The sequence below is a fragment of the Flavimaribacter sediminis genome, assembly GCF_019492055.1.
In the GTDB taxonomy this organism is placed as follows: Bacteria; Pseudomonadota; Alphaproteobacteria; order Rhizobiales; family Rhizobiaceae; genus Flavimaribacter; species Flavimaribacter sediminis.
The window spans coordinates 973,786-990,813 of the sequence record NZ_JAICBX010000002.1 but is presented as its reverse complement, the minus strand read 5'-3'; the positions used below and the strand labels follow the sequence as shown (position 1 = coordinate 990,813).

Genomic DNA, 17,028 nt, shown 5'->3' with positions numbered 1-17,028 from the left:
CGCTGCAGAGCGTCTGCAACAGCGTCCCGGTGTCCGGCGAACATGCCATAGATCAGTTGGTGTTCTTCTTGTCCTCGAGCTTCGCCCAGGCGTTCTGTTGCGCCAGCATGGTCCTGAGATAGGCCATGTTCGCGTCCGCCTGTTCTCTCGACAGTTCGGATTGCGCGATGCGCTGCGCCTCGTCGAACCGGCCCTGAAGGCCGACGACAAGGGCGAGGTTCTGCCGCACGCGGCTGTCGGCGCCGGGCCGGGCGACGGCCTTCTTCAGGTAGGTTTCCGAAGTCCTGAGATCTCCTGTCAGCAGATAGGACATGCCGAGATTGGAGAGGATGGTCGGCTCGTCCGGCGCCAGGTCGAGCGCCTGCCGGTAAAGCCCGCGCGCCTGCTCGGTCTTGCCAAGCTGGTCGAGAATGGCCGCTTCCGCCGAGAGCAATTTCCAGTCCGGCCGGTCCGGCGTCTGGGCGCGCTTGATCGTCGAAAGCGCGGCTTCGAGCTGTCCCGCGGCCGCCTGCGCCTTGCCGTAGCTGGCAAGCACGTCGCGGTCCGACGGATGCGCGATCGCCACCTGTTGCATGACGGCGAGAGCCTGGGAATCGCGTCCGACCATTCTGAGAACGGTCGCGTAATTGATGCCGGTCGCCTTGTCTTTCGGATTGGCCTTGTAGGCAGCTGCAAACTTGCTTTCCGCCTTCAGCAGCTGCGTCGCATTCATTGTCGAAAGCTGCTCCGAGCTCCGGGCAATCGATCCGGTCGTCTGGCGGCTGACGTTGTTGGCGCATCCGGACGCCAGCAGGGCGATGGCGAGTATGCCCGTCGACATCCGCAGACCTGATGATAACGCCCCCCTCGAAATTGATTTCATGCCTTGTGTCCCCGTCTGGCAAAAGTGACCGCTGGCTGATCGGGACCCGGGCGCCGTTTTCCCTCCGGCGGCGATATCCCCGGCCGCCCGGTGTTGCCCTGGCGGTCCGATCCCGCCTTTCTCGTCCCACTGCGGCGCCTAAAAGCGCAAATGTCGGACTCTTCCGGGCCGACAGCAGGAATATGTTTCTGGAGGAGCTTAAAGATTTGACATTCGAAGCCGGGTTCAGGTCTTGTGGCGTTCAACTGTCGAAATTGCTCCATCAGCATTGAAAGACCGACAACGAAATCAATATTCTGTTAACCCTAACGGACCGTTAACGAGCACCTCGGATAACCCATGAACAGCTTCAGTTTTCAGGACGGCTCAGCGCCTTCCCTGCCCGTCTATCTCGTCTCCCCCCGCGATCTCGAAACGGCGTTGCCGTTGCCCGAGATGGCCGAATGGGTCAAAGGATCTGGATTTTCAGCGGCCAGCGGAGAAATACTGCTTGTTCCGGGGAAGGATCGCACGATCGTCGGCGCGTTTTTCGGAACGGGAAACGGTCTTGAAGAAGATCCTCTGATCGCCGGCGCTCTGGCCGGCGGATTACCGAATGGCGTCTGGCGTATCGCCAATTCCGGCCGCTTCGGCGAACAGATCGGCCTCGGATTCGGTCTCGGCAGCTATCGCTTCGAGGCCTACCGCAGGAAAAAGAAAGAGGGCGCCGTCAAACTCGTTTGTCCCGAAGGCGTTGACCGGGATCGCGCCGAAAGCATTGTTTCCGGTTGTTTTCTTGCGCGTGATCTCGTCAACACGCCGGTGAACGACATGGGGCCTGACGATCTGGAAAAGGCCGTTCGCGATCTGGCTCTTGACTGTTCGGCGTCAGTGGAGGTGATTTCCGGCGATGCGCTGCTTGAGAGCAATTTTCCGATGATCCACGCAGTCGGCCGGGCGAGCGCGCAGGCGCCGCGCCTGATCGACATGACCTGGGGAAAGCCGGATGCTCCGAAAGTGACGCTGGTCGGCAAGGGCGTTTGTTTCGACACCGGCGGCCTGGACATCAAGCCGCCCTCCAGCATGCTTCTCATGAAGAAGGACATGGGAGGCGCAGCCAATGTTCTCGGACTTGCCCGCATGATCATGAAGGCCGGCCTTGATCTGCGTTTGCGGGTGCTTGTGCCGGCGGTCGAGAATTCCATAGCCGGCAACGCGTTCCGGCCTGGCGACATTCTGACGAGCCGGGCGGGCCTGACAGTCGAGATCGGCAACACCGACGCGGAAGGCCGGCTCGTGCTCGCCGACGCCATGGCGCTGGCCGATGAGGAAGAGCCGGAGATCATGATAGACATGGCGACGCTGACCGGCGCCGCGCGAGTTGCGGTCGGAACGGACCTTGCTCCCTTCTTCTGCCATAGCGACAGCCTTGCGTCTGCGCTGCTCGAAGCCTCCGACAAGGCTTTCGACCCGCTCTGGCGCATGCCCCTGTTCAAGCCCTATGACCGGTTGCTGTCGTCGCCGATCGCCGACCTCAACAATGCGCCGGCGGGCGGGTTCGCCGGATCGATCACGGCGGCGTTGTTCCTCAACCGGTTCGTCCAGAAGGCGAAGGAGTGGGCGCATTTCGACATCTACGCCTGGAACCGCGCCGACAAGCCGCATGCGCCGGCAGGCGGCGAGGCGCAGGCCATCCGCGCGCTCTATACGATGCTGGAAGAACGCTACGGAAACTGATCGACGAATGTTTTGACCGGCTGGCGGCGAAATGATACGGTAGCGAAACGATTGCCGTATCTGACGGGTTTGCATGAGCGTACATCTGAGAGCGTCCGAGGCGCTCTATCTCTGGCGCAGCGCGATGCTGGCGATGGTCCGCAATGACGGACCTGATCTCACGCAGCGTCAACTGACCATCCTTCTGCATGTCTATCTGGAGCCGCCGCCGCATACGGTGCGGGGGCTTGCGGCGCTTCTTGGCGTCACGAAGCCGGTCATCACCCGGGCCCTCGATACGATGGGCGCCATGGGACTGGTGCACCGCACGAGAGACAAGGCCGACCGGCGCAACGTCGTCATCCAGCGCACTGTCGAAGGATCGGAATATCTCGAGCGGCTCGGACGCATCATCGTCCGCGAGGGAGAGGAACTGGGCGTATGAGCGCGGCTCCGGACAAGCGGCTCAACGCATACCGAGCCGATCTGGCCGACAGCAGGCTTCGCAATGTCGTCGACGCCGCCGCCTATGTTACGGGCGCGCCCGCTGTGATCGTCGCCCCTGTCTCCAATATCCACGCCAGACCCGATAAGGCGTCGGAATGCGTGTCCCAGTCCCTCTACGGTGAAACGGTCCGTGTTTTCGAGGAAAAGGACAGGTGGCGGTGGATCCAGTGCGACGCCGATGGATATGTCGGCTATGTCGCGGCTGAAGATGTGGGGGAAACCCAAACAGAACCAACCCATATGGTCGTCGTTCCGCGCACTTTTCTCTATGACGGGGCTGACTTGCGCCATCGCGTGGAAGCAAGCCTCTCTATGGGTAGTCGGCTAAAAATAAACGGGACTTCGGAAACCCGAGGCACGCAGTATGCCATGACGCAGGACGGATTCGCCGTGATCGCCAGCCATGTTGCGCCGCTCGATCGCCGAGAAGCGGACTACGTCGCTGTTGCGGAACGGTTTCTTGAGACGCCCTATCTCTGGGGCGGGCGATCGGGCTTCGGGCTCGATTGTTCGGGCCTGGTGCAGCTCGCCATGGCGATGGCGGGCCTCAAGGCGCCGCGCGACACCGACATGCAGGCCGCCGGCGTCGGCGACGCGGTCGATCCGGGGCCGGATTACGGCGCGCTGCGCCGCGGCGATCTCGTCTTCTGGAAAGGGCATGTGGCGATCATGCGCGACCGCGAAAGCATCCTGCATGCGAGCGGTCACACGATGATTGTGAAAGAGGAGCCGCTTGCGGACGCCGTTTCACGCATAGCGCATCTCTATGGCCCGCCGACCGGTTTCCGTCGTCCGAAAATTCAGTAGTTCCTGCTTCGGTCGACGAGGTTCTTCAAGGGCTCGCCGGCGTCGTGGCGATCCATCTGTTCCAGCATGCCCGGCACGATTGCGCTCGCCACGGACGTGGCCGCAGCATGCGGCGTGATGAAAATGCGCTCGTCCAGCCACAGAGGACTGTCCGGCGACAGGGGTTCGCCGTTGAAGACGTCGAGGCTCGCCGCTGACAGCAGTCTCCTGTCGAGCGCCGTCACGATGTCCTCCTCGACCTGCTGGCCGCCGCGCCCGGCGTTGATCAAAACCGGCGCGCCGAAAGGACCGCCTTTCTTCAGCTTCTCGAACAGCGGCAGCGACAGGATGTGACGCGTCTCGTCGGTCAGCGGCAGCAGGCATACGATCATGTCGCTGATCTTCAGAAAATCGTCGAGGCCGTTTTCGCCCGCGAATGACTGCACGCCTTCCATGGTCTTCGGGCTGCGCGACCATCCCGCAACCTGAAAACCGAGGGCGCGAAGCTTGCGGGCGGCGTCCTGCCCGAGCGCGCCGAGACCGAGAATGCCCACGGTGACGTCGGCCGCGACCGGTTGATCGAGGTCCTCGCCCCACAGGCGCTGTGTCTGCTGGCGCCGGTAGCGGTCGCCCTGCCGGTGATGGTCGAGGACGCGCCAGACCACATATTCGCTCATCCGGTTCGTCAGATCCTCAGCCACGACGCGTACGATCGGGACATTGGGAAGATCCGGATCGCGAAACAGGTGATCGACGCCGGCGCCCACGGAAAAGATCGCCTTGAGATTGGGCAGAGACGCCAGCAGGCCCGGCTCCGGGGCCCATGCGACCGCGTAGTCAATGGACGGGTCGCCGTGCTCGACAGGCGCGCGCACGACCGGTCGGTCTTTCGACGCGCTGTTGAGGAAGGCGTGCCAGGAATCCCCCATCTCGCCTTTCATGGCGAGCAATATTGCGCCCTTGGTCTGCGTCACGCGGTCCCCTTTATGCCGTGTGTGGACTATTCGCTCACAACGCCTTCCGGCGCTGTTTCCAGATTGAAGGCGGCGGCCATCAGCGCCTTCGTATAGTCGGTCTGCGGATGATCGAAGATCTGGTCGGACGGTCCCTGTTCGACGATCTTGCCATTGCGCATCACGATGACATTGTTCGCCAGCGCGCGGACCACCTTCAGGTCGTGGCTGATGAACAGATAGGCGAGATTGTGGGTAGCCTGGAGCTTGCGCAGGAGATCGACCACCTGCGCCTGCACGCTCATGTCGAGCGCCGAGGTCGGCTCGTCCAGCATCACGAAGCGCGGGCTGAGCACCATGGCGCGCGCAATGGCGATGCGCTGACGCTGGCCGCCGGAAAACTCGTGCGGATAGCGCCATCGGGTCGAAGGGTCGAGCCCCACTTCCTTCAGCGCATCGACCACCTTGCGGTCACGCGCCTCCACGTCGAGGCCTGGTTCATGAATGCGCAGGCCTTCCGCGACGATCTCCGAGATCGACATGCGCGGAGACAGCGAGCCGAACGGATCCTGGAAGACGATCTGCATCTGGTCGCGCAGCGGCCGCATCTCGCGGAAAGAGTAGCGCCCGATATCCTTGCCGACGAAACCGATCTGTCCTTCCGACGAGATCATGCGCGTCAGCGCGAGACCAAGCGTCGTCTTTCCGGACCCGGATTCACCCACGATGCCAAGCGTCTGGCCGGCCCGCAACGTCAGGTCTATCCCGTCCACCGCCTTGACGTGATCGACGGTTCGCCGCAGCAAACCCTTCTTGATCGGAAACCAGACCTTGACCTGTTTGCCTTCGATGACGATCGGCGCCGAGTCGTCTGTCTCCGGCGGCGCGCCGCTCGGTTCGGCGGCCAGAAGATGCTTCGTGTAATCATGGGACGGAGCGGTGAACACGTCTTCCGTCGCGCCTGATTCGACGATGCGGCCCCCGGTCATCACGCAGACGCGGTCGCTGATCTTGCGGACAATTCCGAGGTCGTGCGTGATGAACAGCATCGACATGCCGTATTCCTGTTTCAACTCGTCGAGAAGAGCCAGGATCTGCGCCTGCACCGTTACGTCCAGAGCCGTTGTCGGTTCGTCGGCGATCAGCAGTTTTGGACGGTTGGCGAGCGCCATAGCGATCATCACGCGCTGCCGCTGCCCGCCGGAAAGCTGATGCGGATAGGAGGCGAGACGCTGTTCCGCATCGCGTATTCCGACCTGCTCCAGCAGTTCAAGCGTCCGAGCCTTGGACGCTTTCTCGCCCATGCCCTGATGCAGCTTCAGAACCTCGCTGATCTGCTTTTCGACGGCGTGCAGCGGATTAAGCGACGTCATAGGCTCCTGGAAAATCATGCCGATCTGGTTGCCGCGCACCTGCCGCAGGCGTTTCTCGCCGGCGCTCAGAAGGTCGTCGCCCTCGAACATGATCTTGCCCGACGGATGGCTTGCCGCCGGATATTGCAGGAGCTTGAGCACAGACAGCGCCGTGACCGACTTGCCGGAGCCCGATTCGCCGACCAGCGCAACCGTTTCCCCGTTTGCGATGTCGAAGGACACGCGGTCGACGGCCAGCGTTTCGTTGTCGCCCTGGCGAAACAGCACGGACAGATCGCGTATGGTGAGCAGCGGTTCGGTCAACTGAAAGTCTTTCGCGGGTCGAAGGCGTCGCGCGTGGCTTCACCGATGAAGATCAGCAGGGAAAGCATCAGCGATATGATGACGAAGGCCGTGATGCCCAGCCAGGGCGACTGCAGATTGTTCTTGCCCTGCGCGATCAGTTCGCCGAGCGACGGCGATCCGGGCGGCAGTCCGAGCCCGAGGAAGTCGAGCGAGGTCAACGTCGCGATTGATCCCGACAGGATAAAGGGCAGGAAGGTGAGCGTCGCCACCATGGCGTTGGGCAGCAGGTGGCGATAGATAATCGTTGCATTGCCGACGCCCAGCGCCCGCGCTGCGTTTACATATTCAAAATTGCGCGCCCGGAGGAATTCAGCCCGCACGACGCTGACGAAGGCGACCCAGGAAAACAGCAGCATGATGCCGAGCAGCACCCAGAATCCCGGCGGGAGGATGGAGGCTATGATAATCAGCACGTAGAGCACCGGCACAGCCGACCAGATTTCGATGAAGCGCTGGAACGTAAGGTCGATCCAGCCGCCGAAGAAGCCTTGAATCGCGCCGAGCCAGACGCCGACGACGGCGGAAAGCCCGGTCAGGATCAGCCCGAACAGCACCGATATCCGGAACCCGTAAATGACCCGGGCCAGCACGTCGCGCGCCTGATCGTCGGTGCCCAGCCAGTTGAGATTGCCAAACGTGCAATCCGGATCGTCGCTGCCCTCCAGATAGGCGGAGCAGCGCTGCTCCTTGTCCATAAGCCAGAAGGGCGGAGTGGGCGCCGAATGCGGCACCTCGGAATTGCGGGTCAGATAGGAATAGCGGATCGGCGGCCACAGGATCCAGCCATTGTCCGATATTTCCTGGTTGATCATCGGATCGCGATAGGCGGTTACGGCGTAGAAGCCGCCGAACTTCTCTTCCGGATAATCGACGAGGACCGGAACAAGAAGCTCGCCCTTGTACCAGGCGAGCAGCGGCTTGTCGTTGGCGATGAACTCCGCGAACAGGCTGAGCACGAACAGCACGAGGAAGATCCACAGCGACCAGTAGCCGCGCCGGTTGGAGCGGAAATTCTGCCACCTTCGTTTCGTGGTCGGCGAGAAGAACCCTTTCGGAGGGCCGTCGAGCGCCTTGGTATTGTCGACCGTCTGTTCCATTCAGACGTCTCGCCGCTCGAAATCGATCCGCGGATCGATCCAGGTGTAGATCAGGTCCGAAACCAGGCCCACAACCAGACCCATCAGCGAGAAGATGAACAGTGTCGCGAAGACAACGGGATAGTCGCGGTTGATCACAGACTTGTAGCCGAGCAGCCCAAGGCCATCGAGATTGAATATGGTCTCGATCAGCAGCGATCCGGAAAAGAAAGACGATATGAACGCCGCCGGAAAGCCGGCGATCACGATCAGCATGGCGTTGCGGAAAACATGGCCGTAGAGAACCTGATTCTCGGTCAGTCCCTTGGCGCGCGCTGTCGTCACATACTGCTTTCTGATTTCGTCGATGAAGGAATTCTTGGTCAGAAGCGTCGTCGTCGCGAAGGCCGCCAGCGAAAGCGCAAGCAGCGGCAATGTCAGGTGCCAGAAATAGTCGAGGATCTTCTTCCACCAGGGCAGGTCCGAAAAATTCTCCGACACCAGGCCGCGCAGCGGAAACACATCGAAAAACGAACCGCCGGCAAACAGCACGATCAGCAGTATGCCGAACAGGAAGCCGGGAATGGCGTAGGCGATGATGATCACGCCGGACGTCCATATGTCGAACCGCGAGCCGTCCGTCACAGCCTTCTTGATCCCCAGCGGCACGGAGATGATGTAGGACAGAAGCAGAATCCATATTCCCAGCGAGATGGAAACCGGAAGTTTCTCCTTGATCAGATCAATGACCGAAATATCGCGAAAGAAGCTCTCCCCGAAATCGAACCGCATGAAATCCCACATCATCAAGAAAAAGCGTTCCGTGGGCGGCTTGTCGAAGCCGAATTGCTTTTCGAGCTTTTTGATGAAGTCCGGATCGAGACCCTGCGCGCCCCGGTAGCTTGACGATGCGTCAGCGCCGCCCGCCGGCTGGTTCTGGAAATCGCCGCCGCCGGAAATTCTCTCGGTCGCGGAATTGCCCTGGCCGGAAAGGTCCGCGAGGATCTGCTCCACGGGCCCGCCGGGCGCAAATTGCACAACAAGGAAAGACAGGGCCATGATTCCGATCATCGTCGGAATGATCAGGAGCAGCCGTCGAACGATATAGGCGCCCATCAGCGCTTATCCCTGCCGGTTGCGAATGCCGTCATTCGATTCAATCTGTTCCCGTCCCGCTCTGGCTTCATCTGCCGATTGCACGCGCCTTTTCTTTGTCGAACCACCACAGTGATTCGACAGGCCACCCATAGTCCGGCTTTGTATCAGGGAATCCGAACATGTCCCAGAATGCAACCTTGTGATCCGCCGAATACCAGTTTGGAATCCAGTCGAGCCGCGCTCTTTCGACACGATCGAGCGCGCGCATGGCCGTCACCAGCGCTTCGCGGCTTTCGGCTTTGCCGACATGGGCGAGCAGATCGTCATAGACGCCGCTTTGCGCGCCCGGATAATTGTTCGAACCCTCGACGGCCGCAAAGGAATCGGAAAACATCGACGCCAGATTTTCCCGGGTCGGCGTGGCGCTCATTGAAAGAGCAAGGCCCACCATGTCGAAATCGAACGTATCGAGCCGCGACTGGAATTGCACAGGATCGACCAACCGGATGGAGGTTTCGATGCCCACCCGACGCATGTTTTCCACCAGGCCGGACAAAACCCGCTCGAAGACTGGCGACCGGATCAGGATTTCCACCGACAGGGTTTCGCCATCCTTCTTCAGCACCTGCCCGTCACGCTTCCAGCCCGCTTCGTCTAGAAGGGTCACAGCCTGCCGGAGCAGGGCGCGGTCGCGCCCGGATCCGTCCGAGACGGGCTGCGTCACGGCTTCGCCGAAGGCGGCTTCCGGCAGCCTTTCTCTCAGCGGTTCCAGGATTGCAAGTTCTGCGTCCGTCGGCATGCCGGTCGCAACGAATTCGGATTTTTCGAACAGGGATTGCGAGCGCTCATAGGCGTTGTAGAAGATCTTGTCGTTGGTCCACCGAAAGTCGAAGCAAAGATTGATCGCCTGCCTGACGCGCCAGTCGGAAAAGCGCGCGCGGCGCTGGTTGACCGGCCAGGCCTGCATCATCGGTCGACGCTCGGCGGGAAAGGTTCTCTTGATCACGCGGCCTTGCGTGATGGCCGGGAAATTGTATTCGGTCGCCCAGCTCTTGGAGGTGAACTCCTGGCGAAACTGGATCTCGCCCTTCTTGAACTGTTCGAAACCGGCCTGCCGGTCGGCGAAGAACTCGATGCGCAAAGTATCGAAATTGTTCTGGCCCATGACAGTCGGCAGATCACGGCCCCAGTAATCTTCGACGCGGCCATATTCGATGAATCGGCCAGCGTCCACGCGCGACGGCCGATAGGCGCCGGAAGAAAGCGGAATGTCGAGCGTGCTGGAGTCGAAGGGACGGTCGGAGTAGTAGGCCTTCGACAGCACCGGAATTTCGACGGCGGCGAGGATCGCGTTCGCCGACTGGTCGCCGCTGAAACGCAGCTCCAATGTGCGCTCGTCGATGGCGACGGCTTCGGTCATCTCCCGCAGTGTGATGACGATATTGGGATGACCCTCTTCTTTCAGCAGATTGTAACTGTAGGCTGCGTCTGCGGCGGTCACAGGGGATCCGTCGTGAAACCGGGCTTCCAGCCGCAACCCGAACCGCCAGATGTTGCGGTCGTCGGAGACCTCGACCCATTCGGCCAGGTGGCAATATTGCGCGTCGGGTTCGTCGAGCGCCCGGACCATCAGACTGTCGAAGCACAATTCCATGCGCGGCGGCGCATCGCCGCGCAGTATGAAGCTGTTCAGCGTATTGAATGTCTGGACGTTCTGGTTGTACTGCCAGCTCGGCGGCTGGAAATTGAACAGGCCGCCTTTCGGCGCTTGTGGATCGACATAGTCGAAATGGGTGAAATCGGCCGGATATTTCAGGTCTCCGAAAGCCGATATACCGTGCAGGCGCCTATTGCTCGGAACTTGCGCGAAGGCGAAACGCGCCGGCGTCAACAGGCTGGCGGCGCCAAGCCCGGAGGCGAGCAGGAAAGTACGACGGTCTATAGCCGCCATCAGTCAGTCGCCTTCTTCGACCACCAGATCGAAGGAAAGCCGAGCGAATAGGTCGGCAGCGGTTCCGGAAAGGCCAGGAAACTCCAGTAGGCCAGGCGCGCCTTTCTCAACGTGTAGGACGGAACGACATAGCGGCCGGCGAGCAGCACCCGGTCGAGCGCCTTGGTGGCGGCCACCAGCGTGTCGCGGTCTTCGGCGAAGACGATCTTTTCGATCAACGCGTCGACGCCCGGATCGGAAATGCCGGCGTAGTTCGCCGAACCTTCCCGGTTCGCCGCAGCCGAGCCCCAATATTCCATCTGCTCGTTGCCGGGCGACAGCGACTGGCCCCATCCGCTATAGATCACGTCGAAATCCCGGCTGCGCTCGCGGTTGGTGTATTGCGCCGGATCGACGGAGCGCACCGTCGCCTCGACGCCGATCCGCTTCAGGTTCTGGGCGTAGGCCTGGGCGACGCTTTCAATAATGGGACCATTGAGCAGTATCTCGAAGCCGAAGGGTTCGCCGGTTTCGATGTTGACCATCTTGCCGTCGCGGATTTCATAGCCGGCTTCACCGAACAGGCGAATGGCCTCGCGCAGATTGTTTCGCTGGTTGGCGCGGTCGCCGCCGACCGGGTTCTTGTATTCTTCGGTAAAGACCTCTTCAGGAACAAGGTCGCGCACCGATTCGAGTATGTCGAGTTCCTTGCCTTGCGGCAGGCCGCTGGAGGCAAGTTCGCTTCCGTAGAAATAGCTGCCGATTCGCTCATACTGATCGAAAAACTGGGTGCGGTTGAGCTCCTCGAAATCAAAGACCTGGACAAGCGCTTCGCGCACGCGCGGATCCTTGAACTTGTCGCGTCGCAGATTGGGAATGAAACCGACCATGACGCCCGAGGACCGGTAGGGGTTCTCGAACATGTCCCGGACGATCCGCCCGTCCTCGACCGCCGGGAAATCGTAGCCATTGGCCCAGCGTTGCGCCCTGTTCTCGAGCCAGAAATCGACCTTTCCGGCCTTGAAGGCCTGGAATTCGGAATCCCTGCTGGTGAAATATTCGTATTGAAGCCTGTCGAAATTGTTGCTGCCTACATTGACCGGCAGATCCTCGCCCCAATAGTCCTCCACCCGCTCGAAGACCACCGTGGAGCCCGGCGATACGCTGGTGATCCTGTAAGGTCCCGAGCCCATCGGGATTTCGAGGGTGGTGCGCTCGATGGAGCGTTGCTCGCCACTGTCGTTGGTTCCTTCCCACCAGTGTTTGGGTAGCACGAGGAGTTGGCCGACAATCTGCGGAAGCTCCCGGTTGTTCTTTTCGTCGAAGGTGAAGGTAACGTCGCGCTCTCCGGTCTTCTCGGCGCCGGTGACATGCTGATAGTAGAAATGGCGCTGGGGATCGAGTTCGACGACATTTTCGAAGCTCCAGATCACGTCCTCGGGCGTAACGGGCGTTCCGTCGTGCCAGCGCGCGCCCTCCCTGAGGCGATAGGTCGCCGAAGAGTAGTCTTCCGGAAAGCTGACCGCCTCCGCAAGCAGCCCGTATTCCGAATTGATCTCGTCCATGGACGAGGTCATCAGCGTTTCGAACACGAGGCCGAGGCCTTCGGCAAGGTCGCCCTTGGCGAGCAGCGGGTTGAACGTGTCGAACGTGTCATTGGCGGATACCCGAACCTCGCCTCCCTTCGGCGCATCCGGATTGACGTAGTCGAAACGCTGGAAATCAGCCGGATATTTCGGAGTTCCGATGAGCGACGACGCATGACGCCACACCATTTCGTCGGCGGCCGCGGGCGGGGGGAGGAGGTTGAGAATTGTAAAGCCCGCCAGTAAGCCGGCAAGGATGGCGGGACTGCGTCTGGATAGAGAACGAACCGTCACCGTGATCTCCCGTTGTGTGAGGCGTCATTGCTGTCGTTAAGTACATAAACAAAAGCAATAGACGGTCAATGCATCGACCCATGAAGGTCAAATGTGACGAAGAACGGGCAAAAATCATGAACAATCGGTAAGGTTCGCCAATACGAAAAAGGCCGGGCGCGGGCCCGGCCTCATCGCGGATTGGATTTTCTCAACGTCAGTTCGAAGAGTCGGTCTCGGTGGCCGTCGGCTCCGCTGCTTCTTCTTCCAGCGCGTCGACATCGGTTGTCACGGCGTCTGTGCCCTCTGCGGCCGCCTCATCCAGCGTCTCGGATTCTTCGGCTTTTTCCTCTGTCGTTTCGGCCGGCGTCATCTCGCTGGAACCGGACATGTCTTCAGCCGCGGTCGCATCGCTGGCGGCCTCCGGCGTAGCAGACGCTTCGGTCGCTTCCGGTGTCGTTTCGGCTTCCGCCGCCTCGGGCTCCGGCGTGGGGAGCGGCAGCAGTTCAGGCGCCTGCTCCCTCAGATAGGCGATCACATTGGCGCGATCTTCCGGCTTTTTCAGGCCGGCGAAGCTCATCTTGGTGCCACTGAGGAATTTCTTCGGATTGTCCAAGAACTCGCTGAGGTTCTGGTACATCCAGTGGGTTTCGCCGCCAGCGGCGTATTCGACCATGGCCGGCGAATAGGCGAAATCCGGGGCGCTGGCCACCGGCCGACCCAGCACATGCCACAAATTGGGGCCAACCTTGTTGGCGCCGCCCTCTTCCGCCGTATGGCAGGACTGGCACTTCTTGAAAACATTGGCGCCGGCCTCGGCGCTGGCGCCCGCCATCAGGGTCGCGATCTGGAACGGACCTGCTTCTTCCTTGCCGCCGGCTTCCCCGCCCCCTTCGGTCACCTCGATCTCGAAGCCTTCCTTGACCGGTTCTCTGGTGTGGAAAATGGCGTCGGAAGCGATCGACACGGTCATGACAACGAAAACCACCGTGAGGAAAGCGCCGGCGATTGCGTTGAAATAAGAGCTGTTCATCTTCGGGGGCTCCATGTTATGCCGGTCCATCCCCGAAACCGGCACAAGTCTCGATTTGGCGCGGAACCTATGTCTTTTGCCTTGCTGTTGCAACACTGTTTATAACCGCTCCAGAATGTGACTTCCAGTCCGCAAAGCAGAACCGGTCGCCTGATGTCGTCCAACAGCAATATTGTCCTGATTCCCGCGCGCATGTCCTCGACGCGGCTGCCTGGCAAGGTGCTTGCCGACATTGGCGGAAAACCGATGATCGTCCAGGTGGCCCTGCGCGCCCGCGAAGCCGCAATCGGCCCGGTTGCGATCGCGACCGACAGCCGCGAGGTGGCGGACGCCGTACGCAGCGAAGGGTTTGAGGCCATCCTCACCCGGCCCGATCATCCATCCGGATCGGATCGCGTTTTCGAGGCCCTGCAAACCCTTGATCCTGATGGGGAAATTGAAACAGTCGTGAACGTCCAGGGAGATCTTCCCACGGTGCGGCCCGAGACGGTTCGCGCGGCTTTCGCGCCGCTTGAAAATCCGCAAACGGACATAGCGACCGTCGCCGCCGTTATTTCCGAGGCCGAGGAAAAAACCAATCCGAACGTCGTCAAGGTGGTCGGGTCTCCGCTGTCGGAGAAAAGGCTGAGGGCTCTGTATTTTACCCGCGCTGCCGCGCCTCATGGCGAAGGACCGCTCTACCACCATATCGGCCTTTACGCCTGGCGCCGCGACGCTTTGTCCCGGTTCGTGTCGTTGCCGCGATCGCCGCTCGAAACGCGGGAATCGCTCGAACAACTTCGCGCCCTCGAGGCCGGCATGCGCATCGACGTGGAAATCGTCGGCGAGGTTCCGCTGGGCGTCGACACAGAACCGGATCTGGAGCGCGCGCGGCAAATTCTTGCCGATCCTCGCGCCTTCGGCTAAAGCGCAGACACAAAACAACAAACAACCAGGGCAGGAAAATGAACAGGATCTCGTTTCAGGGCGAATACGGCGCCAATTCGGACATGGCTTGCCGCGACATGTTTCCCGAGATGGATCCAATGCCCTGCCGGACCTTCGAGGACGCATTCAACGCCGTGAAAAGCGGCGAGGCGCAGCTCGCGATGATCCCGATCGAGAACACCATCGCGGGCCGCGTCGCGGATATCCACCACCTGCTGCCGGAATCAGGACTGCATATCGTCGGCGAATACTTCATGCCCATCCATTTCCAGTTGATGGTGACGCCGGGCGCGAAGATCGAGGACATCAGGACGGTCCACAGCCACGTCCACGCGCTCGGTCAGTGCCGAAACGTTGTGCGCGAGCATGGCTGGCAGCCGGTTGTCGCAGGCGACACCGCCGGCGCGGCGCGTCTCGTCGCCGAAGAGGGCGATCCGTCCATGGCGGCGCTCGCGCCGCTTTTGGCCAAAGACATGTACGGCCTCGATATGCTGATGGAGAACGTCGAGGACACCGACGACAACGTCACCCGGTTCGTCATTCTGTCGGCGGAAAGCGTCATGGCGCCGCGCGAGCGCGACGAGGATCTGATCGTCACGACGTTCATCTTCAATGTGCGCAACCTCCCGGCGGCGCTCTACAAGGCGATGGGCGGTTTCGCCACCAATGGCGTCAACATGACGAAGCTCGAAAGCTACCAGCTGGAAGGGCGATTCACCGCGACCCAGTTCTATGCCGACATAGAGGGCCATCCCGACGATCTGAACGTGTCGCGGGCGCTCGAGGAACTGGGTTTCTTTTCCACAAAGGTGCGTGTGCTCGGCGCCTACAAGGCGCACCCCTTCCGCTACGAGCAGGACCGCAACGGCTAAAGCCGCGTGCGCGCCCGCATTGCGGCCGACAGCGTGCCCTCGTCGAGATAGTCGAGTTCGCCGCCCACCGGAACGCCGTGCGCCAGCCGTGTGACCGACAGGTCAAGGCCTTCAAGCTGATCGGTGATGTAGTGGGCGGTCGTCTGGCCTTCCACCGTGGCGTTCACGGCGATGATGATTTCCTTGACGTCGCCGTTCGAGGCCCGCTCCACCAGGGACTTGATGTTGAGATCGTCCGGGCCGACGCCGTCGAGCGGAGACAGCGTGCCGCCAAGCACGTGGTAGAGCGCGTTGAGCGCGCCCGCGCGTTCCAGAGCCCAGAGATCGGCGACATCCTCGACGACGACGATCACGCTGCGATCGCGCCGCGCGTCGGTGCAGATCGTGCAGGGATCGCTGGTGTCGACATTGCCGCAGACCGAACAGACGCCGACATGATCATACGCCTCGCGCATCGCGTCGGCGAGTGGGCCCAGCAACTGGTCCTTCTTCTTGATCAGGTGCAGAGCGGCGCGGCGCGCCGAGCGCGGCCCAAGCCCCGGCACCTTGGCCAGCAGCTGGATGAGTTTTTCGATCTCGGGTCCGGCGACGCTCTTGCTCATGCCTGCCTTTTAACGTGATTCGAGACGAATGGCAGCGCAGGAGTTGGCGGAAAACCGTTGGCCTTTGCCAGCCGCCCACTCTATGTGTGATCAGGATTTTGAATGATGCGCAAAGCATCGATGGGATGACAAGATGACGAAAACACTCAAGGTCGCCGTCCAGATGGACCATGTCTCAACGATTCAGATTGCGGGCGATTCCACCTTTGCCATGTGTCTGGAAGCCCAGGAGCGCGGCTATGAGCTGTTCCATTACACGCCGTCGCAGCTCTCGTTGGTCAACGGCAAGACCATCGCCACGATGGAGCCGATGACCCTGCAGGACAGGGAAGGCGATCACTACAGTCTCGGCGAGCCGCGCCGCGTCGAGCTCACTGACATGGATGTGGTTCTGCTGCGTCAGGATCCGCCGTTCGATATGTCCTACATCACCTCGACGCATCTGCTCGAGCGCGTTCACCCCGAAACGCTGGTGGTCAACGACCCGGCCTGGGTGCGCAATTCGCCGGAAAAGATCTTCGTGACCGAGTTTCCGGACCTGATGCCGAAGACCCTGATCACCGCCGATCCGAAGGAGATCGTCGCCTTCCGCAAGGAAATGGGCGATATCATCATCAAACCCCTCTACGGCAATGGCGGCGCCGGCATCTTCCATCTGAAGAACGACGATCGCAACCTCTCTTCGCTGCTCGAGCTGTTTGCGGAGATGTATCGCGAACCGCTGATCGCGCAGCAGTACCTTCCGGCGGTAAGACAAGGCGACAAGCGGATCATTCTCATCGATGGCGAGCCGGTCGGCGCGATCAATCGCGTGCCGTCGGAAACCGATTCGCGATCCAACATGCATGTCGGCGGCCGCGCCGAACCGTCGGAGCTGACGCAACGCGAGGAGGAGATTTGCGCCCGTATCGGCCCGTCGCTCCGCGAACGCGGTTTCCTGTTCGTCGGCATCGACGTGATCGGCGACTACATGACGGAAATCAACGTGACCTCGCCGACCGGCATTCGCGAGGTGAAAAAATTCGGCGGGGCCGATATCGCCGCCCTGTTGTGGGATGCAATCGACGCGAAAATATCCGCCTGACCCAAAAACAGAACGCGCCGCAAAAG

15 protein-coding genes are annotated in these 17,028 nt (G+C 61.1%); 6 read left to right on the top strand and 9 right to left on the bottom strand.

Annotated elements, in window-relative coordinates; genetic code table 11:
- Nucleotides 1-52 precede the first annotated feature (52 nt).
- Nucleotides 53-820 (bottom strand): tetratricopeptide repeat protein, encoded by a 768-nt coding sequence (locus K1W69_RS12870; RefSeq protein WP_258571101.1) that lies wholly within the window; start codon nt 818-820, stop codon nt 53-55.
- A 381-nt stretch (nt 821-1,201) separates the two neighbouring features.
- Between K1W69_RS12870 and K1W69_RS12865 the strand changes: the two genes are divergently transcribed.
- The 3 genes from K1W69_RS12865 (at nt 1,202) to K1W69_RS12855 (ending at nt 3,871) form a co-directional block, all read left to right on the top strand.
- A complete protein-coding gene (locus K1W69_RS12865; RefSeq protein ID WP_220228738.1) occupies nt 1,202-2,578 on the top strand; it encodes a leucyl aminopeptidase family protein in 1,377 nt (458 codons plus the stop codon).
- A gap of 73 nt (nt 2,579-2,651) precedes the next feature.
- Nucleotides 2,652-3,002, top strand: coding sequence for a MarR family winged helix-turn-helix transcriptional regulator (locus tag K1W69_RS12860; RefSeq protein ID WP_220228737.1), 351 nt, complete (start codon nt 2,652-2,654; stop codon nt 3,000-3,002).
- The gene (locus K1W69_RS12855) at nt 2,999-3,871 is read left to right on the top strand and encodes a C40 family peptidase (RefSeq protein WP_220228736.1); all 873 of its coding nucleotides are present in this window, start codon (nt 2,999-3,001) and stop codon (nt 3,869-3,871) included. Before K1W69_RS12860 ends, K1W69_RS12855 begins: the two co-directional genes overlap by 4 nt.
- Here K1W69_RS12855 and K1W69_RS12850 read toward each other — a convergent pair.
- From K1W69_RS12850 to K1W69_RS12820, 7 genes are all read right to left on the bottom strand, one after another.
- Nucleotides 3,865-4,824 carry a 2-hydroxyacid dehydrogenase gene (locus K1W69_RS12850; RefSeq protein ID WP_370688239.1) on the bottom strand — a complete coding sequence of 320 codons (960 nt, stop codon included), beginning with the start codon at nt 4,822-4,824 and terminating at the stop codon, nt 3,865-3,867. The genes K1W69_RS12855 and K1W69_RS12850 overlap by 7 nt on opposite strands.
- Before the next feature lie 26 nt (nt 4,825-4,850).
- On the bottom strand, nt 4,851-6,479 hold the full coding sequence (locus tag K1W69_RS12845) for an ABC transporter ATP-binding protein (protein WP_220228735.1): 1,629 nt from the start codon (nt 6,477-6,479) through the stop codon (nt 4,851-4,853).
- The gene (locus tag K1W69_RS12840; RefSeq protein ID WP_220228734.1) at nt 6,476-7,618 is read right to left on the bottom strand and encodes an ABC transporter permease; all 1,143 of its coding nucleotides are present in this window, start codon (nt 7,616-7,618) and stop codon (nt 6,476-6,478) included. Before K1W69_RS12840 ends, K1W69_RS12845 begins: the two co-directional genes overlap by 4 nt.
- Nucleotides 7,619-8,713, bottom strand: coding sequence for a microcin C ABC transporter permease YejB (locus K1W69_RS12835; protein ID WP_220228733.1), 1,095 nt, complete (start codon nt 8,711-8,713; stop codon nt 7,619-7,621).
- 67 nt (nt 8,714-8,780) lie between these two features.
- The gene (locus K1W69_RS12830) at nt 8,781-10,646 is read right to left on the bottom strand and encodes an extracellular solute-binding protein (protein ID WP_220228732.1); all 1,866 of its coding nucleotides are present in this window, start codon (nt 10,644-10,646) and stop codon (nt 8,781-8,783) included.
- Nucleotides 10,646-12,505: an extracellular solute-binding protein gene (locus tag K1W69_RS12825; protein WP_370688238.1), complete on the bottom strand. Its 1,860-nt coding sequence runs from the start codon at nt 12,503-12,505 to the stop codon at nt 10,646-10,648. Before K1W69_RS12825 ends, K1W69_RS12830 begins: the two co-directional genes overlap by 1 nt.
- Before the next feature lie 196 nt (nt 12,506-12,701).
- Nucleotides 12,702-13,517: a c-type cytochrome gene (locus K1W69_RS12820; RefSeq protein ID WP_220228731.1), complete on the bottom strand. Its 816-nt coding sequence runs from the start codon at nt 13,515-13,517 to the stop codon at nt 12,702-12,704.
- A 153-nt stretch (nt 13,518-13,670) separates the two neighbouring features.
- Here K1W69_RS12820 and K1W69_RS12815 point away from each other — a divergent pair, with 153 nt between their 5' ends.
- Nucleotides 13,671-14,423 carry a 3-deoxy-manno-octulosonate cytidylyltransferase gene (locus tag K1W69_RS12815; protein WP_220228730.1) on the top strand — a complete coding sequence of 251 codons (753 nt, stop codon included), beginning with the start codon at nt 13,671-13,673 and terminating at the stop codon, nt 14,421-14,423.
- 38 nt (nt 14,424-14,461) lie between these two features.
- Nucleotides 14,462-15,316: a prephenate dehydratase gene (locus K1W69_RS12810; protein WP_220228729.1), complete on the top strand. Its 855-nt coding sequence runs from the start codon at nt 14,462-14,464 to the stop codon at nt 15,314-15,316.
- Here K1W69_RS12810 and recR read toward each other — a convergent pair.
- Nucleotides 15,313-15,918 (bottom strand): recombination mediator RecR, encoded by a 606-nt coding sequence (recR, locus tag K1W69_RS12805; RefSeq protein ID WP_220228728.1) that lies wholly within the window; start codon nt 15,916-15,918, stop codon nt 15,313-15,315. The two genes, K1W69_RS12810 and recR, sit on opposite strands and share 4 nt — an antisense overlap.
- 133 nt (nt 15,919-16,051) lie before the next feature.
- On the opposite strand from recR, the gene gshB reads away from it, so the two are divergent.
- Entirely contained in the window at nt 16,052-17,002 is a 951-nt protein-coding gene (gene gshB, locus K1W69_RS12800; RefSeq protein ID WP_220228727.1) for a glutathione synthase, read from the top strand.
- Nucleotides 17,003-17,028 lie beyond the last annotated feature (26 nt).